At 55.5% G+C, this 19084-nt stretch carries 22 protein-coding genes; 4 read left to right on the top strand and 18 right to left on the bottom strand.

Translation table 11 applies throughout. The features are described 5' to 3' along the window. The 9 genes from HFD94_RS16675 to fkpA form a co-directional block, all read right to left on the bottom strand. A partial coding sequence (locus HFD94_RS16675) for a GTP-binding protein (protein ID WP_167433302.1) occupies positions 1–689 on the bottom strand: 689 nt, incomplete at its 3' end. A 68-nt stretch (positions 690–757) separates the two neighbouring features. Then, positions 758–2872: an elongation factor G gene (gene fusA, locus HFD94_RS16680; protein ID WP_010253020.1), complete on the bottom strand. Its 2115-nt coding sequence runs from the start codon at positions 2870–2872 to the stop codon at positions 758–760. A gap of 90 nt (positions 2873–2962) precedes the next feature. Further along, the gene (gene rpsG / locus HFD94_RS16685) at positions 2963–3433 is read right to left on the bottom strand and encodes a 30S ribosomal protein S7 (protein ID WP_003852909.1); all 471 of its coding nucleotides are present in this window, start codon (positions 3431–3433) and stop codon (positions 2963–2965) included. A gap of 96 nt (positions 3434–3529) precedes the next feature. Further along, entirely contained in the window at positions 3530–3904 is a 375-nt protein-coding gene (rpsL, locus tag HFD94_RS16690; protein WP_003852912.1) for a 30S ribosomal protein S12, read from the bottom strand. A 124-nt stretch (positions 3905–4028) separates the two neighbouring features. After that, entirely contained in the window at positions 4029–4316 is a 288-nt protein-coding gene (gene tusB / locus HFD94_RS16695) for a sulfurtransferase complex subunit TusB (RefSeq protein ID WP_010253026.1), read from the bottom strand. 9 nt (positions 4317–4325) lie between these two features. Continuing rightward, a complete protein-coding gene (gene tusC, locus HFD94_RS16700; protein ID WP_010253027.1) occupies positions 4326–4685 on the bottom strand; it encodes a sulfurtransferase complex subunit TusC in 360 nt (119 codons plus the stop codon). Continuing rightward, positions 4685–5071, bottom strand: a complete 387-nt coding sequence (gene tusD / locus HFD94_RS16705) for a sulfurtransferase complex subunit TusD (RefSeq protein ID WP_010253028.1) — start codon at positions 5069–5071, stop codon at positions 4685–4687. The genes tusC and tusD overlap by 1 nt, the downstream gene beginning before the upstream one ends. Continuing rightward, entirely contained in the window at positions 5071–5793 is a 723-nt protein-coding gene (locus HFD94_RS16710) for a transcriptional regulator (protein WP_010253029.1), read from the bottom strand. The genes tusD and HFD94_RS16710 overlap by 1 nt, the downstream gene beginning before the upstream one ends. A gap of 166 nt (positions 5794–5959) precedes the next feature. Beyond that, positions 5960–6805: an FKBP-type peptidyl-prolyl cis-trans isomerase gene (fkpA, locus tag HFD94_RS16715; RefSeq protein WP_010253030.1), complete on the bottom strand. Its 846-nt coding sequence runs from the start codon at positions 6803–6805 to the stop codon at positions 5960–5962. Positions 6806–7074: 269 nt separating this feature from the next. On the opposite strand from fkpA, the gene HFD94_RS16720 reads away from it, so the two are divergent. After that, positions 7075–7293: a SlyX family protein gene (locus HFD94_RS16720; protein ID WP_010253031.1), complete on the top strand. Its 219-nt coding sequence runs from the start codon at positions 7075–7077 to the stop codon at positions 7291–7293. Positions 7294–7388: 95 nt separating this feature from the next. Here HFD94_RS16720 and slyD read toward each other — a convergent pair whose 3' ends face one another. The 4 genes from slyD to kefG form a co-directional block, all read right to left on the bottom strand. Next, positions 7389–7949, bottom strand: coding sequence for a peptidylprolyl isomerase (slyD, locus tag HFD94_RS16725; RefSeq protein ID WP_010253032.1), 561 nt, complete (start codon positions 7947–7949; stop codon positions 7389–7391). 197 nt (positions 7950–8146) lie between these two features. Continuing rightward, positions 8147–8341, bottom strand: a complete 195-nt coding sequence (locus tag HFD94_RS16730) for a YheV family putative zinc ribbon protein (RefSeq protein WP_010253033.1) — start codon at positions 8339–8341, stop codon at positions 8147–8149. 23 nt (positions 8342–8364) lie between these two features. After that, a complete protein-coding gene (gene kefB / locus HFD94_RS16735) occupies positions 8365–10170 on the bottom strand; it encodes a glutathione-regulated potassium-efflux system protein KefB (RefSeq protein ID WP_010253035.1) in 1806 nt (601 codons plus the stop codon). Beyond that, the gene (gene kefG, locus HFD94_RS16740; RefSeq protein WP_010253037.1) at positions 10171–10722 is read right to left on the bottom strand and encodes a glutathione-regulated potassium-efflux system ancillary protein KefG; all 552 of its coding nucleotides are present in this window, start codon (positions 10720–10722) and stop codon (positions 10171–10173) included. Between the two features lie 112 nt (positions 10723–10834). On the opposite strand from kefG, the gene HFD94_RS16745 reads away from it, so the two are divergent. Beyond that, entirely contained in the window at positions 10835–12739 is a 1905-nt protein-coding gene (locus tag HFD94_RS16745) for an ABC transporter ATP-binding protein (RefSeq protein ID WP_010671582.1), read from the top strand. A gap of 32 nt (positions 12740–12771) precedes the next feature. Here HFD94_RS16745 and tauD read toward each other — a convergent pair whose 3' ends face one another. From tauD to tauA, 4 genes are read right to left on the bottom strand one after another with little or no spacing between them, the layout of a single operon-like run. Further along, positions 12772–13611 carry a taurine dioxygenase gene (gene tauD / locus HFD94_RS16750; protein WP_010253043.1) on the bottom strand — a complete coding sequence of 280 codons (840 nt, stop codon included), beginning with the start codon at positions 13609–13611 and terminating at the stop codon, positions 12772–12774. Beyond that, on the bottom strand, positions 13608–14435 hold the full coding sequence (gene tauC / locus HFD94_RS16755; protein WP_167433303.1) for a taurine ABC transporter permease TauC: 828 nt from the start codon (positions 14433–14435) through the stop codon (positions 13608–13610). The genes tauD and tauC overlap by 4 nt, the downstream gene beginning before the upstream one ends. Beyond that, positions 14432–15199: a taurine ABC transporter ATP-binding subunit gene (tauB, locus tag HFD94_RS16760; RefSeq protein WP_010671580.1), complete on the bottom strand. Its 768-nt coding sequence runs from the start codon at positions 15197–15199 to the stop codon at positions 14432–14434. Before tauB ends, tauC begins: the two co-directional genes overlap by 4 nt. Positions 15200–15208: 9 nt before the next feature. Further along, complete coding sequence (gene tauA / locus HFD94_RS16765) at positions 15209–16186, bottom strand: taurine ABC transporter substrate-binding protein (protein WP_010253052.1); 978 nt, start codon at positions 16184–16186, stop codon at positions 15209–15211. 236 nt (positions 16187–16422) lie between these two features. On the opposite strand from tauA, the gene HFD94_RS16770 reads away from it, so the two are divergent. After that, positions 16423–17403, top strand: coding sequence for a LacI family DNA-binding transcriptional regulator (locus tag HFD94_RS16770; RefSeq protein ID WP_122889873.1), 981 nt, complete (start codon positions 16423–16425; stop codon positions 17401–17403). A gap of 1 nt (position 17404) precedes the next feature. Here the strand turns inward: HFD94_RS16770 and HFD94_RS16775 are convergent, their stop codons facing one another. Then, on the bottom strand, positions 17405–18007 hold the full coding sequence (locus HFD94_RS16775) for a LysE family translocator (protein ID WP_010671578.1): 603 nt from the start codon (positions 18005–18007) through the stop codon (positions 17405–17407). A 57-nt stretch (positions 18008–18064) separates the two neighbouring features. On the opposite strand from HFD94_RS16775, the gene HFD94_RS16780 reads away from it, so the two are divergent. Continuing rightward, positions 18065–19081 (top strand): hydrolase, encoded by a 1017-nt coding sequence (locus tag HFD94_RS16780; protein ID WP_031593717.1) that lies wholly within the window; start codon positions 18065–18067, stop codon positions 19079–19081. Positions 19082–19084: the final 3 nt, after the last annotated feature.

Raw genomic sequence — 19084 nt, forward strand, 5'->3', positions numbered from 1 at the left:
CCGGTAACAACGGTACCACGGCCAGAGATTGAGAATACGTCTTCGATTGGCAGCAGGAACGGCATGTCGATCGCACGCTGTGGCTCTGGGATGTAGTTGTCCAGATGCTCAGCCAGTTCGATGATTTTCGCTTCCCACTCTGGGTTGCCTTCCAGCGCTTTCAGAGCAGAACCACGAACGATTGGAGTATCGTCGCCTGGGAAGTCATATGCTGACAGCAGGTCACGAACTTCCATCTCTACCAGTTCCAGCAGCTCTTCATCATCAACCATGTCACACTTGTTCAGGAACACGATGATGTAAGGAACGCCAACCTGACGACCCAGCAGGATGTGCTCACGGGTCTGTGGCATTGGGCCATCAGTCGCAGCAACAACCAGGATCGCGCCGTCCATCTGCGCAGCACCGGTGATCATGTTTTTCACATAGTCGGCGTGGCCTGGGCAGTCAACGTGCGCATAGTGGCGAGTCGGGGTTTCATACTCAACGTGTGAAGTGTTGATGGTGATACCACGTGCTTTCTCTTCTGGTGCGTTATCGATCTGATCGAATGCACGAGCCTGGCCGCCGTAAGTTTTAGACAGTACGGTGGTGATAGCTGCAGTCAGGGTGGTTTTACCGTGGTCGACGTGACCGATGGTGCCCACGTTTACGTGCAGTTTGTTACGCTGAAATTGCTCTTTCGCCATGGCGATAATTCCTTACGTTGTGCCTTCACCATCTGGGTGAAGGCATCAGTTCAAATTTAAACCGTAGCTTATTTGCTACGAGCTTCAATAACGGCCTGCGCTACGTTGTTTGGCGCATCGTCATACTTCAGGAACTCCATGGAGTAAGAAGCACGACCTTTGGTCAGAGAACGCAGCTGAGTTGCGTATCCGAACATCTCAGACAACGGAACTTCAGCGTGAATCTGAACGCCAGTAGCGTTAGATTCCTGCCCTTTGAGCATACCACGACGACGGCTAAGGTCACCGATGACATCACCCGTGTTCTCTTCTGGCGTTTCAACTTCAACCTTCATGATAGGCTCAAGCAGAACAGGTGTCGCTTGTTTAAAGCCTTGTTTGAAGGCAAGAGACGCGGCCAGTTTAAACGCCAGTTCTGAGGAGTCGACATCGTGGTAAGAACCGAAGTGCAGACGCACGCCCAGATCCACAACCGGGTAACCAGCCAGAGGGCCTGATTTCAGCTGCTCCTGGATACCTTTGTCAACCGCAGGGATGTATTCACCAGGAATCACACCACCTTTGATGTCGTTGACAAATTCGTAGCCTTTCGGGTTCGAACCTGGCTCCAGTGGGTACATGTCGATAACAACATGACCATACTGACCACGACCACCAGACTGCTTGGCGTGTTTACCTTCAACATCGGTAACTTTGTTGCGAATCGCTTCACGGTAAGCAACCTGTGGTTTACCCACGTTTGCTTCAACGTTGAACTCACGCTTCATACGGTCAACGATGATGTCGAGGTGCAATTCACCCATACCGGCGATGATGGTCTGGTTAGATTCTTCATCAGTCCATACGCGGAATGATGGGTCTTCTTTTGCCAGACGGCCCAGAGCCAGACCCATTTTTTCCTGGTCAGCTTTGGTTTTTGGCTCAACGGCGATAGAGATTACCGGCTCCGGGAACTCCATGCGCTCAAGGATGATGACGTTATCTGGGTCACACAGGGTGTCACCAGTGGTCACATCTTTCAGGCCGATTGCAGCTGCGATATCACCCGCACGAACTTCTTTAATCTCTTCACGCTTGTTAGCGTGCATCTGAACGATACGGCCCAGACGCTCACGGTTTGACTTAACCGGGTTGAACACGGTGTCACCCGTGTTAACAACACCAGAGTAAACGCGGAAGAAGGTTAAGTTACCCACGAACGGGTCGGTAGCGATTTTGAACGCCAGTGCAGCAAACGGCTCGTTGTCATCAGAGTGACGAACAGCCGGCGTGTCTTTACCGTCGTCCAGCATACCGTTGATCGCGGTAACGTCAGTCGGTGCTGGCAGATATTCAACAACTGCATCCAGCATCGCCTGAACACCTTTGTTCTTAAATGCAGAACCACAGGTTACCAGGATAATTTCGTTGTTCAGAACACGCTTACGCAGAGATGTTTTGATCTCTTCTTCAGTCAGTTCTTCACCACCGAAGAATTTCTCCATCAGCTCATCAGAGCCTTCAGCAGCGGCTTCAACCAGCTTCGCATGCCATTCTTCAGCCAGTTCCTGCATATCAGCTGGAATATCTTCGTAGACGAAGGTTACACCCTGGTCTGCGTCGTTCCAGTTGATTGCTTTCATTTTCACCAGGTCAACAACACCGGTGAATTTCTCTTCTGCGCCAATAGCCAGCTGCAGAGGAACTGGAGTTGCGCCCAGACGAACTTCCATCTGTTTAACAACTTTCAGGAAGTTAGCACCCATGCGGTCCATTTTGTTAACGAACGCAATGCGTGGAACTTTATATTTGTTAGCCTGACGCCATACGGTCTCAGACTGTGGCTGAACGCCACCAACTGCACAGTAAACCATTACCGCGCCATCAAGCACACGCATAGAACGCTCAACTTCGATGGTGAAGTCAACGTGTCCTGGGGTGTCGATAATGTTTACGTGGTGTGGTTCAAACTGCTTGGCCATACCAGACCAGTAACAGGTGGTCGCAGCGGAGGTGATGGTAATACCACGTTCCTGTTCCTGCTCCATCCAGTCCATGGTTGCTGCGCCGTCATGTACTTCACCGATTTTGTGGTTTACACCGGTGTAGAACAGAACGCGTTCGGTAGTGGTAGTCTTACCGGCGTCGATGTGCGCACTGATACCGATATTACGGTAGCGGGCAATGGGTGTTTTACGAGCCATTTGATTCCTCTGATTCTCGGACGTTCAAGGTAAGTCGACCCCAGCGGGTTGGCTGATTGAGCGCCCACTGGTTTAACAACTACGTGGTGATTACCAACGGTAGTGTGCGAACGCCTTGTTGGCTTCTGCCATGCGGTGAACGTCTTCACGTTTCTTAACTGCTGTACCTTTGTTCTCTGCAGCATCAGAAAGTTCGTTCGCCAGGCGAAGAGCCATTGATTTATCACCGCGTTTACGAGCAGCATCTACGATCCAGCGCATTGCCAGAGCATTACGACGAACCGGACGGACTTCTACTGGTACCTGATAAGTAGAACCACCAACGCGACGTGACTTAACTTCGACAGTCGGACGCACGTTTTCCAGGGCTACTTCAAAAGATTCCAGCGCGTTTTTACCTGAACGCTGAGCCAGGGTCTCAAGCGCGGTATAAACGATTGATTCTGCAGTAGATTTTTTACCATCTACCATCAGGATATTTACAAATTTGGCCAGCAGCTCTGATCCGAACTTAGGATCTGGCAGAATTTTACGCTGACCAATGACGCGACGACGTGGCATGGAAATACTCCGTTGTTAATTCAGGATTGTCCAAAACTCTATGAGTTTATTTTGACATTTAATTTAAAACGTTTGGCCTTACTTAACGGAGAACCATTAAGCCTTTGGCTTCTTCACGCCGTACTTGGAGCGAGCCTGCTTACGGTCTTTAACACCTGAGCAGTCAAGCGCGCCACGAACGGTGTGGTAACGCACACCTGGCAGGTCTTTTACACGACCGCCACGGATCAGGATCACGGAGTGTTCCTGCAGGTTATGACCTTCACCACCAATGTAGGAGGTAACTTCAAAACCGTTGGTCAAACGCACACGGCAGACTTTACGCAGTGCGGAGTTTGGTTTCTTAGGAGTGGTGGTGTACACACGAGTACAAACGCCACGTTTTTGCGGGCAAGCTTCCAGCGCCGGCACGTTGCTCTTTGCAACTTTGCGGACGCGTGGTTTGCGAACCAGCTGGTTAACTGTTGCCATTAAATAGCTCCTGGATTTGCTTTTGCTTCGTAAACACGTAATAAATCGCCTCGTAGAATTACGAGGAGGCAGAATTTTAGGGCTGAGTCAAAGGGGTGTCAAGAAATAACCAGGTTTTAGCCGATTACCAGACCATTTGTTGCTGATGCCTGATCGTTAGCGTGACAAACCCAGTATAGTCTACTGACTGCACACGGGTCGAAATTTGTCCAGCGAGACCGCGAGCCTGGACATCTTCGTCCAGCACCCAGAGCGTCGCTTCGCTCTCTGACAGTCGCATCAATGCGTGGCTGCCAGCTAAAGCGGCCAGCACGCCATCCTGCAATAGCAGCAGGTCATCACCCGCACCCGCCATTAAAAGCAGGCTCTCAAGGTCACAGTGTGCCGGTGAGTGCAGTAACGTATGCAGCATTAACGTCTCTTAAAAAGTAAGAATGCGATCGTAGCTGGCCAGCGTCTGTCGCAGCGCCGGCGCGTCCAGTAGCGTAACATCCAGCAACCGGTCAGCGTCAACCTCTAATCCACGCGCTATCAGCGATGTCCGGCAGAGATAGCAGTGTTCAATCTCATACAGTGCCAGCACGCCAAAGGTCGCGGCATAGTGACGGCTCTTAATCGTCTCAGGTTGCTGGTGCAGATTAAGTTGCAGCACGCCATCACCGATAAAAAACAGGCCGATATCCTCACTGAGCGCGCCCGTGGCCAGCGCGGCATCCAGCCCCTCACGTCCTGCGCTGCTGCCGTGCGGCGCCCGGGTAAAGACAAACGCGACCCGATTCATCAGAACTGCACCATGCGTTCACAGCTCAGCGCCGCTTCCGCCAGCGCGCCCAGCCCACTCAGGGTAAAGCCCGGCTGCAGGTTACTGCCCGCCAGCTGGAGTCGTGCCGCTTCCTGCTGGTCGCTGACGCCACGACGCAGCGCGGCCGCCACACAAATATTCAGTGCCACACCCTGCTCCTGATGCAATGTCTGCCACGCACGCACCAGATCAAACTCATCACTGGCGGGCGACGTCAGTTGGTTAGCGTTCAGCACCCCTTCGCGATAGAAGAAAACGCTGTCAAGCTGATGGCCTGCCGTCAGCAGTGCGCGGGCAAACAGCCAGGCACTGGTCGCCTGTTGCGTACCGTAAGCCGGACCGGTGACCAGCAGGGTGTAACGCATTACCGCTCCTGCCCCTGGAAGTCGCCATTTTTAAACTGACGGATATAGAGATAGACGGTGTGTTTGGAAATATTCAGCCGATCGGCCACCTGGTTGATGGCATCCTTGATGTCGAAGATCCCCTTCTCATACAGGTTCAGCACAATCTGACGATTCTTGGCGTTGTTCGATACATTACGGTCAGCACTCACCTCTTCAATGGTGAACTCCAGCGTCTGCATCACCAGATCGTCTACCGAACTGGCGAAGTTGACGTTGGAGTCAACCTGCTGCATCTCGGGCGGCATAAAGGTCGACATGATCTGTGAGAACGGCACATCAAGGTTCATGTTGATGCAGAGCAAGCCAATGACCCGCTGCTGACGGTTACGAATCGCAATCGTGACCGATTTCATCAGCACGCCGCTTTTGGCACGTGTGAAGTAGGCACGGGAGACATTACTGTCCGCGCCATGCATATCATGCAGCATACGCAGGGCTAAATCGGTAATAGGCGAACCGACTTTACGTCCAGTGTGTTCACCATTAGCGATACGCACGGCCGAACACTTAAGATCTTCAAGCGAATGCAGGACAATTTCACAATGCGAACCGATCAACATCGCCAGGCCATCCACGACAGCCTCGTACGATTTCAGAATATCGTAATCACTTTGTTCGAACGGGCGCTGCTCCAGAAGATCGAAGTCGCTCAGTTCACCCGGATTGAATGGATTAGACATTGAAGAGTATCACCCTGAATGGCTGGAGCCTGTCACAGCGGCTTATGGGCAGACTCGATATTGGGATAATTAGGCAGGCATTAGTCTGGCAAATGTCGTCGGCTTATGCCAGAGGTTTGTCGTGAAGCCGAAATGAAACCGCCGCCCGGAGGCGGCGGTCAGCAGATTACTGCGCTTTTTCTGCAGCAGCAGGCGCAGGAGCCTGTGCTTTTTCATCTGCCTTTGGCGCTGGTTTGATATCAAGCAGCTCGACATCAAACACCAGGGTGGAGTTAGCCGGGATGCCCGGAACGCCATTTTTGCCGTAAGCCAGATTTGGTGGGATCACCAGCTTGATCTTACCGCCTTTCTTCACGTGCTTCAGACCTTCAGTCCAGCCCGGGATGACACCATCCAGACGGAATGAAAGTGGCTCGCCACGGGTATAAGAGTTGTCGAATTCAGTACCGTCAATCAGCGTACCTTTGTAGTTTACCACTACAGTATCGCTGTCTTTAGGTGCATCGCCGGTACCCTCTTTCTCAACTTTATACAGCAGGCCGCTTTCGGTTTTCTTCACGCCGCTCTCTTTAGCAAATTTGGTTGCGTAAGCTTCGCCCTTTTCAGAGTTCTCTTTCGCATCTTTTTCCATTTTCGCTGAGGCTGCGCCTTTCACGCGGCCTTCAAAGGATTGCAGCGTCTGCTCAATCTCTTCATCAGAGAGTTTGCTCTTGCCACCAAATGCATCCTGAACACCAGCGATCAGCTGCTGCTTATCCAGTTTGATGCCCAGTTTTTCCTGCTCCTTCAGGGAGTTGTCCATGTAGCGACCCAGCGAAGCACCCAGCGCGTAGGCAGACTGCTGGTCTTCATCTTTGAAGGCAGCATTTTTCGGTGCCTGAGGCGCAGACTGTGGCGCGGCGGCTGGTGCAGCCTGTGGCGCCGCAGCGGTATCTGCCGCCATTGCCAGCGGAGCATTCAGCGCAACAGCCATGGTGGTAGCTAACAATGTGACTTTAAACAGTGATTTCATCCATTCTCCAAAACCGAAGCGTCTAACCTCGGGAAACATTGCGGACTTCAGGGTCCACACTATAACTTTACGTGGCAGTGTCGAACACTCCCACAATGTAATTACCCGGTTAACCTCCGACCTTTATAACATCGGGAAGTTTCATCAGAGATGATGCCGCGCTGCCTTTTTTCAAGCGCAACGCCTCCGGGCGTGAAAAAAACAGGTGATTCCTGGCATTCAGATCGTAGAATCACGCCCCGAGTCGCACCTTAACAGAGGAACAGGTCATGCAACAATCTGAGTGGGAACAGCGTCTGGAGACGCTGGAGAGCAAACTGGCCTTTCAGGAGATGACTATCGATCAGCTGAACAGCGCGGTCGTTCAGCATGAGCTGGAGATGAATAAGATGCGTGAGCAGATGCGCATTTTAACCGACAAGCTCAAAGCGAATGCGCCATCGATCGTCGCCTCACAATCTGAAGAGACGCCACCACCGCACTACTGATCGCGGGCTATCTGGCCCCGGCTTACCCGGGCAAAACCAGAATACGCGCCAAAAGAAAGGCCACCCGAGGGTGGCCTTGAAAGGTCTGTTGAGACTTAGTGGCTGCAGCCGCAGCCGCCAGTGCCACAACCGCCTTTACCCTGATCATGGTCGTGATCATGGCCGTGATCGTGGTCATGATGATGGCCATCTGCACCGTGAACGTGGCCATGAGCCAGTTCTTCCGGCGTGGCTTCGCGGATAGCAACCACTTCAACGTTGAAGTTCAGGTTCTGACCCGCCAGCATGTGGTTACCATCAACCACGACGTGATCATCTTCCACTTCGGTGATTTCTACCGGTACCGGGCCCTGATCGGTTTCTGCCAGGAAGCGCATGCCAACCTGCAGTTCGTCAACGCCCATGAAGACGTCTTTAGGAACGCGCTGCACCAGGTTATCGTCATACTGACCGTAGGCATCGTTTGCCGGGATATGCACGTCAAACTTGTCGCCGGCAATGTGGTTTTCCAGCGCATTTTCCAGACCAGAAATCAGGGAACCATGACCGTGCAGGTAGTCTAACGGTGCACTCACCGGTGACTCGTCAACTAACACGCCGTCTTCTGTACGTACCTGATAGGCCAGGCTTACCACCAGGTCTTTTGCTACTTTCATGATATCTCCTAACCGTTGAGAGCTGAGATCCCGTCTCATTGGTCTATTCTTTCGTGCAATAACACCAACCAGAAAGGTTCGGGGCTGAGTACAAGAGGGTTTTCACTTTCTCTTGCGACTACAGCGTTAATGGCGACAATTGTAACGGAATTCAATCCCGCTGTAAGTCCAGGCGTAAAAAAAGCTGCGCCATTCCGCTACTCAGGATGAAAAATACCGATAACCTGCTCATTAGTGCGAACCTGATCGCGCGCCTGCTTATCGGCCTCACGCATCTGGTGACCACACTTCACGCACTCCACCACATCGACATTATTTTCACGCCACATTGCCAGCGTGTCCTTCTCCTGGCAGTGCGGGCATGTCGCACCAGCAATAAAACGTTTACGCATTAGCTTCTGCCTGTTTAAAGAGGTTATTCATCATCGTCCCAGCCGTCGATCTGCCGCTTTTCGCGCTGCATTTCGCGCTGGAAGATATCTTCCAGTTCACGCCGCGCTTCACGGACGCGCGAAGCCTGCGCGCTTTCAGAGAGATTGGGCATCAGCTCGCGCAGCATCCGCATATCAAGATGGCGGAAATACTGCTGGGCGCGGTGCGCCTGATGCGGATGCATCCCCAGCGTCATCAGCGTTTTACGTCCCAGCTCCAGCGCACTGGAGAAGGTCTCACGCGAGAACTGCGTGACGCCCGCCTGAAGCAGTTCATGCGCTTCTACACGGCCCCGGGCGCGCGCCTGAATCTGCAACTGCGGAAAATGCTGCTGGCACAGATGTACAATCGTCATCACATCTTCGGGCTCGTTACAGGTGATCACAATCGCCTGAGCGCTGGCCGCACCGGCTGCCCGCAGCAACTCCAGTTCAGTAGCGTCGCCGTAATAGACCTTATAGCCATATTTCCGCATCAGACTGACTGCACTGATGTCGCGCTCAAGCACGGTGATGCGTTTGTTGTTCGCCATCAGCAAACGACCCACCACCTGCCCGAAGCGACCAAAGCCCACCACAATCACCTGCGGCTGATCGTCTTCGACAAAGTGTTTCTCTGCCTCGTCATCCGGCTCATTGAAGCGGCGTGCCAGCAGACGATCGATTCCCTTCATCAGCAGCGGTGTGGTCATCATCGACAGGGTCACCGTCACCAGCAGCATCGGCAGTTGATCGCCAGAGAACAGCTTTGCCGAGGAGGCCGCGGAAAAGAGCACAAAGGCGAACTCGCCCCCCTGACTCAGCACGCCAGCAAACTGCTGCCGCTCAGAGCTGCGCAAGCCATAAATGCGCGCCAGCAGATAGAGCACCAGCGTTTTCACCGCCACCAGCGTCACGACACCCAGCAGGATGGTCACAATATGGGTATAGAGCACACCGAGGTTGAGCGCCATGCCAACCGAAATAAAGAACAGGCCCAGCAGTAAACCTTTAAACGGGTCGATGGCGACTTCCAGCTCATGCCGGTACTCGCTCTCCGCCAGCAGGATCCCGGCAATAAAGGTCCCCAGCGCCATCGACAGACCCAGCGCATCCATAAACAGCGCCGAGCCCAGCACCAGCAGCAGCGAAGCGGCGGTAAAGACTTCGCGCACGCCCGACGCAGCGATGTAACGGAAGATAGGCCGCAGCAGATAGCGTCCGCCTACCAGCATGCCGGCAAACGCCAGTACTTTCATGCCGACCTTCATCCAGTCGATATGACCGCTGTCGGTTCCGGCCAGCAGCGGGATCAGCGCCAGGGCTGGGATCACCGCGATATCCTGAAACAGCAACACCGAAAAGCCCAGTTGCCCCGCTTCGCTGCGGTTCATGCCTTTATCCATCATCAGCTGCAGGGCCATGGCGGTCGAGGACATCGCCAGACCAATCCCGCCAATGATCGCAGCCTGCCAGCTAAAGTTGGTCAGCCACAATAAGCCGCCCAGAATCGCCGCTGAGAAGATCACCTGCGCCGCGCCGACGCCAAAAATGGAGCGGCGCAGCGCCCACAGCTTTGCCGGGTTCAGCTCCAGCCCGATAATAAACATCAGGAACACCACGCCGAGCTCAGAGAAGTGCAGAATCTCGTCGACGTCGCTGATAAAGCCTAATCCCCACGGGCCGATAGCGATACCCGCCACCAGATAACCCAGAACTGCACCAATACCGAGGCGCGCCGCCACCGGTACAATCAATACCGCCGCGACCAGATAAATCACCCCGGCGGTCAGCAGCGTTTGCCCTTCCATCTATACCCCTCCATTCGGCAGCGGTGCCGCCAGCCAGTCGCCATAGGCGCGGGCGTAATTTTTCATTAATTCAGGACTCTGACGACGCGCCCAGTAGACGATCATCGGAGGCATCCAGTGCATACGGCACATCTGCGCGGTCAGCTCAAAAGGACGCATAATGTCATTGAGCGAATAGCGGTTCAGACCCTGATGTCTGAAGGCACTTTCCGGTTCTCCGGTGGTGACGACGCTGCGCCAGTACTTTCCTTCCAGCGCATTGCCATCCACGCCATTGGCGAAACCGCGCGAAAGAACCCTGTCCAGCCACTCTTTCAGCAGCGCCGGACAGCTATAGGTATAGAGCGGATGCTGAAAAATGATGACATCATGTTCACGCAGCAGCTGTTGTTCATGGTGAATATCGATAAAAAAATCCGGATAGGTTGCGTACAGATCGTGCACGGTAACGTGTTCCAGTGCCTGAGCCGGCTGCAGCAGAATCCGATTGGCGATCGAATCCTGTGATTCCGGATGAGCATAAAGCAGCAAAACCCTGGGTGGCTGCGACATCCTTTCCCTCCAAAGCGTCGTCATTGGTGCGGTTTTCCGCTACCATGCACGACGCAGCAAAATCTCATTATGTTGCCAGTAAATTAACATATTCTGACGATACGGCGCTTACATGATTGTCTTCTCAGCCTTACAAATTCGCCGCGGCATCCGCGTCCTGCTCGACAACGCCACCGCCACCATTAATCCCGGCCAGAAGGTCGGGCTGGTGGGTAAAAACGGCTGTGGAAAATCCACGCTGCTGTCGCTGTTAAAAGGTGAAATCACCAGCGATGCCGGTACCGTCACTTTCCCCACTCACTGGGCGCTGGCCTGGGTGAATCAGGAAACCCCTGCGCTGGATAAAGCCGCGCTGGAGTACGTGATTGATGGCGATCGCCAGTTTCGCCAGCTTGAAGCAGAACTGGCGGACGCCAATCTGCGTGACGATGGCAATGCCATCGCGCTGCTGCATGGCAAGCTGGACGCGGTGCAGGCGTGGAGCATCCATGCGCGCGCCTCAAGCCTGCTGCATGGTCTGGGCTTCAGTCAGGAACAGCTGCAACGCCCGGTCAGCGACTTCTCGGGTGGCTGGCGCATGCGCCTCAACCTGGCACAGGCGCTGATTTGCCGTTCCGATCTGCTGCTGCTGGATGAACCGACCAACCACCTCGATCTCGATGCGGTGATCTGGCTGGAGCGCTGGCTGAAGAGTTATGAAGGCACGCTGATTCTGATTTCGCACGATCGTGACTTCCTCGATCCCGTCATCGACAAAATTATTCATATCGAACAGGAGTCGATGTTCGAATATACCGGCAACTACAGCTCCTTTGAGCGGCAGCGCGTCGCCAAACTGGCTCAGCAGCAGTCACTGTATGAGAGCCAGCAGGAGAAAGTGGCGCACCTGCACAGCTACATTGATCGCTTCCGCGCCCAGGCCACCAAGGCGAAGCAGGCGCAGAGCCGCATCAAGATGCTGGAGCGCATGGAGATGATTGCGCCCGCCCATGTCGATAACCCATTCAGCTTCACTTTCCGCAAGCCGGAGAACCTGCCTAATCCACTGATGAAGATGGAGAAGGTCACCGCGGGTTATGGCGATCGTATTATTCTCGACGCCATCAAGCTCAACCTGGTCCCCGGCTCGCGCATCGGCCTGCTGGGACGTAACGGTGCCGGTAAATCGACCCTGATTAAGCTGCTGGCGGGTGAGCTGGAGGCGATGGACGGCAAGATGGGTCTGGCGAAAGGGATCAAGCTCGGTTACTTCGCCCAGCATCAGCTGGAGTATCTGCGAGCCGATGAGTCACCGCTGCAGCATCTGTCGCGTATTGCGCCTGAGGTGCTGGAACAGCAGCTGCGCGACTATCTGGGCGGCTTCGATTTCCGCGGCGATAAAGTCACTGAAATCACTGAGCGCTTCTCCGGCGGAGAGAAAGCGCGACTGGTGCTGGCGCTGATTGTCTGGCAGCGCCCTAACCTGCTGCTGCTGGATGAACCCACCAACCACCTCGATCTCGATATGCGCCAGGCGCTGACCGAAGCGTTGATCGACTTCGAAGGTGCGCTGGTCGTGGTATCGCACGACCGACATCTGCTGCGCGCGACCACCGACGATCTCTATCTGGTGCATGATGGCAAAGTGGATGTGTTTGAAGGCGATCTCGAAGATTATCAGAAGTGGCTGAGCGATCTGCAGAAGCAGCAGGCGCAACAGGATGCCGCGCCGAAGCAGGATAACGGCAACAGTGCCCAGGCGCGTAAAGACCAGAAGCGTCGTGATGCTGAACTGCGCACCCAGACGCAGCCGCTGCGCAAAGAGATAGAGAAGCTGGAAAAGCAGATGAGCAAATGGCAGAGCCAGCTGGCCGAAGCCGAAGCTCAGCTCTCAGACAGCGCTATCTATGAACAGAGCCGTAAAGCGGACCTGACCACCGCGCTGCAGCGTCAGGCGGAGAGCAAATCTGCGCTGGAAGAGGTGGAGATGGCGTGGCTGGAAGCGCAGGAACAGCTCGAACAGATTATGGCCTCATAAAAAAATCTCCCCGCGAGCGGGGAGATTCTCTTTTAACGGGGTTTATCGCCCAGCACCGTTGCCCGCTGCATGATACGCCGGGCAGGATAGTAATCAGCATTGGCATAATGCTGCGTGACCCGATTATCCCAGATAGCCAAATCGTCTGGCTGCCAGCGCCAGCGCACCTGAAACTCCGGTTTGGTGGCGTGCGCAAACAGAAAGCCCAGCACCGCATCACTCTCTTTCTCGCTTAAATCGACGATCCGCGTGGTAAAGCCCTCATTCACAAACAGCGCTTTTTTGCCGCTGACCGGATGGGTGCGGATGACCGGATGCTGCACCGGCGGATGTTTTGCTACCGCCTGCTGCCAGCGCTGATGCTCCTCCTCCGTTTTGCGGTACTTATACTCCTGGAATGACTTTTTGAAATCATGCTCGGCATGGAGACCTGCCAGCAGCTGCTTAAAGGGTTCAGAGAGCGCTTCGTAAGCCGCAATGCCGCTGGTCCAGAGCGTGTCACCCCCCGACTCCGGTAACACCTTCGAGGCCAGCAAGGCGATCGCTGGCGGCGTATCAATAAAGGTGACATCGGTATGCCAGTTGTCATTATCTGGCGGATTATCCTGATGGGTATCCAGCACGATAATCTCCTCGACGCCTTCCGCATGCGGATAGACCGGATGGATGTGCAGATCGCCAAAGCGGATTGCCAGCGCGCGGTGCTGTTCCGGCGTTATTTTCTGGTCACGCAGAAACAGCACCTGATGACGCAGCAGGCCATGATAAAGCTGCTCAAACTGAGCATCACTCAGTGGGCGAGACACATCCAGGTTTGAGACCTGCGCGCCAATGTACGGGCCAAGCGGGGTAAAACTGAGACGTTCGTTCATGATTGTTCTCCACTCCAGGGCGTCAGACGGCGCTGCAACGCGCGGAGCCCGAGTTCTAAGCTAAAAGCAATAAAGGCGATTAACGCGATACCCGCCAGCACCACATCGGTGGCGAGGAATTCTCCTGCTGACTGCACCATAAAACCCAGACCCCGCGTGGCAGCAATCAGCTCAGCGGCCACCAGCGTTGACCAGCCAACCCCCAGACCGATGCGCAGACCGGTGAGGATCTCCGGCAACGCGCCTGGCAGAATCACCCAGCGCAGCAGTTGCCAGCGATTAGCCCCCAGCGAGCGAGCCGCACGCAGTCGGACCTGCTGCGTGTTACGCACACCGGCCAGGGTGGAAAGCGTCACCGGCGCGAAAATCGCCAGATAGATCAGCAGGATTTTCGAGGTCTCACCAATGCCGAACCAGATCACCATCAATGGCAGATAGGCGAGTGGCGGAATCGGGCGATAGAGTTCAATCAGAGGATCGAGCAACCCGCGAGCGACCGGGCTGAGGCCCATCAGGATCCCTACCGGAATGCCGATGGCGGCAGCGGCAGTCAGCGCAATCAGCATTCGTGTCAGGCTGGCGGCCAGATGCTGCCACAGCGTGGCATCCATAAAGCCCTGCGCGCTGGCAATCAGCAGCAGCTTGCTTAACACCTGCTGCGGCGACGGCAGGAACAGCGGGGCAATCAGGCCCAGCGCGGTCACGCCCCACCAGAGCAGCAACAGCAGAGAGAGACTCAGCATGCTCAGCGTAAAGGCGGTTGAAAACGGCCAGCGCAAACGACGGCGCACCGGCAGAGACTTGTCATTGATGAGTGCACTCATGCAAACGCCTCCCGCTGATCAAAGACCCGGCTCAGCACATACTCGCGCTGGGCGATAAACTGCGGATCGGATTTGATACTGCGGCACGACTCCCCTGCGGCAAAGCGCTGACCAAAGCCAGGACGCAGCCGCTCAACGATGCGGCCCGGTCCTGGCGACAGCAGAATCAGTTCGCTGGCCAGGAAAATCGCCTCTTCTATGTCGTGCGTAATCAGCAGAATCTGTTTACCGCTGTCGCGCCACAGCGTCAGCAGCAGGGTTTGCATCTGCTCGCGGGTAAAGGCATCCAGTGCGCCGAAAGGCTCATCCAGCAACAGCAGTTGTGGATCCGTGGCCAGCGCGCGCGCAATGCCCACCCGCTGACGCTGACCGCCGGACAACTGCCAGATGGCGCGCTTTTCCGCGCCCTCCAGCCCCACCTGCCTGATTAACCGGCGGGCAATCGCGTCGCGATCCGGGCGCGACATCCCCGCCAGCTGCAAGCCAAAGGCGACGTTATCCAGCACGTTGCGCCACGGCAGTAATCCTTCATGCTGAAACACCACGCCGCGCTCCGCACCAGGCCCGGTCACCGGCTGGTTATCCAGCGTGATGCTGCCCGACTCCACCGGCAGGAAACCGGCAACCAGATTGAGCAGTGTGGTTTTGCCGCAGCCGGAGGGGCCGAGCACCACCAGCAGTTCATGGCTATCCAGCTGCAGATTGATATCCTGCAACACCGGCTGTCCGGCATAACGGGCATTAAGGTGAGCGATGCGCAGCATAGTGCCTCCTTAAGGTTTAACTAATGGCTCGACGAAACGGGAGGTCACATAGCTGCTGTAGTCGTTATCCGCCTGCGGCACCCGGCCCTGTGCTTTCAGAAACTGCGCGGTATCGACGATCGCTTTATTGACCGGTTTGCCCAGTTGCTCAACCTGCTGCTGCGCCGTGAGGTAGGTATTGCCCTTCACCAGACCGGGCACCTGTGCTTCCGGCACACCGCTAAGGCGAGAGAGTTTGCTGAGGTTATCGGACTGCTTCAGCCAGCTGTCGGGGCTGTTCAGGTAGGCCTGCTGCGCGTCAAGCGCGCTGCGGGCAAAAGCAGTCACGATCTCCGGATGCTGCTGAGCAAAATCTTTGCGTACCACCCAGACATCCAGCGTCGGCGATCCCCAGCTTCCCACTTCCGCAGAGTCGGTTAACACCTTGCCCTCTTTTTCCAGCTCATTAACCGCCGGTGCCCAGACGTAAGCGCCATCAATGTCGCCACGCTGCCAGGCAGCAATAATCGCTGGCGGCTGCAGATTGACCAGCTGTACCTGTGACGGTTTGATGCCCCAGTGTTTCAGCGCAGCCAGCAGGCTGTAGTGGGTGGTAGAGATGAACGGCACCGCGATGCGTTTGCCAATTAAATCTTTGGGCGTAGTGATGTTCTTCTTCACCACCAGCGCTTCAGAGTTGCCCAGCTGAGAGGCGAGTAAAAAGGCTTCAATCGGCAGCTTCTGCGCCGCCGCGACCGCTAACGGGCTGGAACCGATATTGCCAATCTGGACGTCACCGGACGCCATCGCACGTAATACCCCGGCGCCGCTGTCAAACTTGCGCCAGTCAACGCTGGCCCCGCTTTCTTTAGCAAAGCTGTTGTCAGCCTGCGCCACTTTCGCCGGCTCAGCCGAGGTCTGGTAAGCCACGGTGACATTGACCGCATCAGCCCGAAACGCCAGCAGCGCCAGCGCTGCGGCTAAAAAAGTTAAACGTGTTGCTGCCATGATCACTACCCCACCGTTTTTATAGTGGAGGCAGTGTCTCTGCGCGCTATAGTTTCATAAAGGAATTAAAAATTATCCCTAATAGAAATAAGTTCTTAGATCACTATCTGCAAAACTAAGTCAAAAATCGCAAATGCTGAAAATAGCTAAAGTAAGCAAAAATGTCAGGCGCTCACATTGTCCCTGTGCTATTCATATGCGTTCCCAATTATTGCCTGTTAAGGTTTCTGAATCCGATGTCGATCGAGAAAGTCGCTCAGCTGGCTGGCGTCTCCAAAGCCACGGTATCGCGGGTTCTCAACGCGCATCCCGGCGTGAAGCCCGATACGCGTGAGAAAGTTCTGGCGGCAATCTCTGCCTGCGACTATCAGCCCAACTTACTGGCGCGTCAGCTGCGTACGTCGCAAAGCAACATGCTGCTGGTGCTGATCTCGGATATCACCAATCCCTTCTGTTCACGCGTGGTTCAGGGCATCGAGGCCGAAGCGGAACTGCACGGCTATCACATCCTGCTCTGTAACTCCGCCTCGCAGCTCCAGCGTGAAGCCGCCTATCTCTCCCTGCTGACCGGAAAAGTGGTGGATGGCGTAATTACGATGGATGCGGCCTCCGGTTTACAGGATTTGCAGGCCCTCATTGCCGGGGCGCCCTGGGTGCAGTGCTGCGAATTTGATCCGGATATCCCCGCCTCCTCGGTCAGCATTGATCACCTTGAAGCCGCGCGCGACACCGTCCATTACCTTGCCGGTAAAGGGCGTAAACGCATCGGGCTGATCAATGGCGACATGCGTTACCTTTACTCGCATCATCGTGAAAAGGGCTACCGGCAGGCGATTGAGGAGCTGGGGTATGTCTGGTCCGGCGTCTCCTACACTTACGAAATCTCCTGTGAGGCGGGCAGTCAGGGGCTAAGGGAGTTGATGGCGCTGCCGGAACCGCCGGATGCGGTGTTCGCGGTTTCAGATGTGCTGGCGGTAGGCGTGGTGCATGCGGCGCTGGAAGCGGGTCTGCGCGTGCCGGAAGATCTGGCGGTGGTCGGGTTTGATGGCGTGTCGTTTACCCGCAGCCTGAATCCACCGCTGACGACCATCGAGCAGCCGATGAACCAGCTGGGCGCGCGTAGCGTGCAATTGCTGCTGCAGAAGATCCGCAATGCTAATGCGCCAGTCATCCGCGAGGTGCTGCCGTGGACGCGCGTTGAACGCGCATCCAGCTAATTTAGTGCCAGATTAACAGCACGCAGGCGGCGGTCAGCAGCCCCATGGCGAGGTTAAAGATTTTCCAGGCGCGACGGCTGCGCAGAATGCGGCCGATCATCGCACCAAATCCCATCCAGATAACACCCGACACCAGATTAACCAGAAACATGCCGATGCTTATCGCCATCACTGAATGGCGATACGCGTCACCGGCCAGGCTGAAGCTGGCGACCGCGCCCAGCGCCATCAGCCAGGCCTTGGGATTGATCAACTGCAACAAGCCGCCCTGCCAGAAGGGCATCGGCGCATCCGGCGCCTGATCGGTTTCCAGCTTCTCATAACTGGCAGTAGCGATTTTCCATGCCAGCCAGAGCAGATAGAGGCTACCGGCGATTTTCAGCACCAGGTGCAGCGAAGGATAGAGCAGGATCAGCCCGCCGACGCCAAAGGCCACCATCAGCAGCATCACCTGCATCCCGATCATGATGCCAATCATCAGCGGAATGGTGCGCATAAAGCCAAAATTAGCGCCCGAGGCAGTGAGTAACATATTATTAGGCCCGGGCGTAATGGCCGCGACCCAAAGAAATCCCAACATTGATAAGAAAAGACTCAGTTCCATGGCAATCGGGTACTCCTTACCCTGCAAGAAAAAACTTATCGAAGCTAACAGTGTGATATGGAACAGACAAGCTTTTACCACATGAAATTTACCGGACCGGAAAACGAGCACTTCACGCCTCCTGAGAGTCTGCGTAACGCGCACCTGCAGACCCTGCTGCCGCGCCTGCTACGTCGTCGTATCACGGGCGATCCCCACTGGCAACGTCTCGACCTGCCGGATGGCGACTTTGTCGATCTCGCCTGGAGTGAAGATCCGCAGTTCGCGCAGCATAAACCGCGCGTGGTGCTGTTTCATGGGCTGGAGGGCAGTTTTCATAGCCCCTATATTCATGGACTGATGGCGATCTGCCGCGCGCGCGGCTGGCTGGCGGTGGTGATGCATTTTCGCGGCTGCAGCGGCGAACCGAATCGGCTCAACCGTATCTATCACTCTGGCGAAACCGAAGATGCCCGCTTTTTTCTGCACTGGCTGCGCACCCGCTGGGGCCGCGTACCCACCGCCGCGGTCGGTTTCTCGCTGGGCGGTAACATGCTGGGCTGCCTGCTGGGCCAGCAGGGCGCAGCCGCTGAGGTAGACGCGGGCGTCATTGTCTCCGCTCCGCTGCTGCTGGAGCCCTGTAGCGTAAAACTGGAACGCGGCTTCTCACGCGTCTATCAATACTATTTGCTGGCTCAGCTCAAGAAAAATGCCCGCCGCAAACTGCATGCCTGGCCGGATACGCTGCCGGTCAATCTGGCGCAGCTGAAAGCGCTACGGCGACTGCGCGACTTTGATGATGCCATTACCGCCCGCGCCCACGGTTTTCTGGATGCGGCCGATTACTATCATCGTGCCAGCGCCATGCCCTGGCTGAAGCACGCAGAGAAACCGCTGCTGATCATTCACGCCAAAGATGATCCTTTTATGAGTGATGAGGTGATCCCGCACAGCAGCCAATTATCTGCCACTATTACTTATCAACTGACACCACACGGCGGCCATGTAGGTTTTGTTGGTGGGACATTACGCCAGCCTGAAATGTGGCTGGAACAGCGTATCCCCCAGTGGATAGCCCCTTTTCTGGATAACTGAACT

This window comes from Pantoea sp. EKM20T (genome assembly GCF_011800485.1).
Classification (GTDB): Bacteria; Pseudomonadota; Gammaproteobacteria; order Enterobacterales; family Enterobacteriaceae; genus Pantoea; species Pantoea agglomerans.

Bases quoted from the DNA above. Each gene is read 5' to 3' on its own strand.
- fusA (WP_010253020.1), bottom strand. From the start codon at position 2,872: ATGGCTCGTAAAACACCCATTGCCCGCTACCGTAATATCGGTATCAGT.
- rpsG (WP_003852909.1), bottom strand. From the start codon at position 3,433: ATGCCACGTCGTCGCGTCATTGGTCAGCGTAAAATTCTGCCAGATCCT.
- rpsL (WP_003852912.1), bottom strand. From the start codon at position 3,904: ATGGCAACAGTTAACCAGCTGGTTCGCAAACCACGCGTCCGCAAAGTT.
- tusB (WP_010253026.1), bottom strand. From the start codon at position 4,316: ATGCTGCATACGTTACTGCACTCACCGGCACACTGTGACCTTGAGAGC.
- tusC (WP_010253027.1), bottom strand. From the start codon at position 4,685: ATGAATCGGGTCGCGTTTGTCTTTACCCGGGCGCCGCACGGCAGCAGC.
- tusD (WP_010253028.1), bottom strand. From the start codon at position 5,071: ATGCGTTACACCCTGCTGGTCACCGGTCCGGCTTACGGTACGCAACAG.
- HFD94_RS16710 (WP_010253029.1), bottom strand. From the start codon at position 5,793: ATGTCTAATCCATTCAATCCGGGTGAACTGAGCGACTTCGATCTTCTG.
- fkpA (WP_010253030.1), bottom strand. From the start codon at position 6,805: ATGAAATCACTGTTTAAAGTCACATTGTTAGCTACCACCATGGCTGTT.
- HFD94_RS16720 (WP_010253031.1), top strand. From the start codon at position 7,075: ATGCAACAATCTGAGTGGGAACAGCGTCTGGAGACGCTGGAGAGCAAA.
- slyD (WP_010253032.1), bottom strand. From the start codon at position 7,949: ATGAAAGTAGCAAAAGACCTGGTGGTAAGCCTGGCCTATCAGGTACGT.
- HFD94_RS16730 (WP_010253033.1), bottom strand. From the start codon at position 8,341: ATGCGTAAACGTTTTATTGCTGGTGCGACATGCCCGCACTGCCAGGAG.
- kefB (WP_010253035.1), bottom strand. From the start codon at position 10,170: ATGGAAGGGCAAACGCTGCTGACCGCCGGGGTGATTTATCTGGTCGCG.
- kefG (WP_010253037.1), bottom strand. From the start codon at position 10,722: ATGTCGCAGCCACCCAGGGTTTTGCTGCTTTATGCTCATCCGGAATCA.
- HFD94_RS16745 (WP_010671582.1), top strand. From the start codon at position 10,835: ATGATTGTCTTCTCAGCCTTACAAATTCGCCGCGGCATCCGCGTCCTG.
- tauD (WP_010253043.1), bottom strand. From the start codon at position 13,611: ATGAACGAACGTCTCAGTTTTACCCCGCTTGGCCCGTACATTGGCGCG.
- tauC (WP_167433303.1), bottom strand. From the start codon at position 14,435: ATGAGTGCACTCATCAATGACAAGTCTCTGCCGGTGCGCCGTCGTTTG.
- tauB (WP_010671580.1), bottom strand. From the start codon at position 15,199: ATGCTGCGCATCGCTCACCTTAATGCCCGTTATGCCGGACAGCCGGTG.
- tauA (WP_010253052.1), bottom strand. From the start codon at position 16,186: ATGGCAGCAACACGTTTAACTTTTTTAGCCGCAGCGCTGGCGCTGCTG.
- HFD94_RS16770 (WP_122889873.1), top strand. From the start codon at position 16,423: ATGTCGATCGAGAAAGTCGCTCAGCTGGCTGGCGTCTCCAAAGCCACG.
- HFD94_RS16775 (WP_010671578.1), bottom strand. From the start codon at position 18,007: ATGGAACTGAGTCTTTTCTTATCAATGTTGGGATTTCTTTGGGTCGCG.
- HFD94_RS16780 (WP_031593717.1), top strand. From the start codon at position 18,065: ATGGAACAGACAAGCTTTTACCACATGAAATTTACCGGACCGGAAAAC.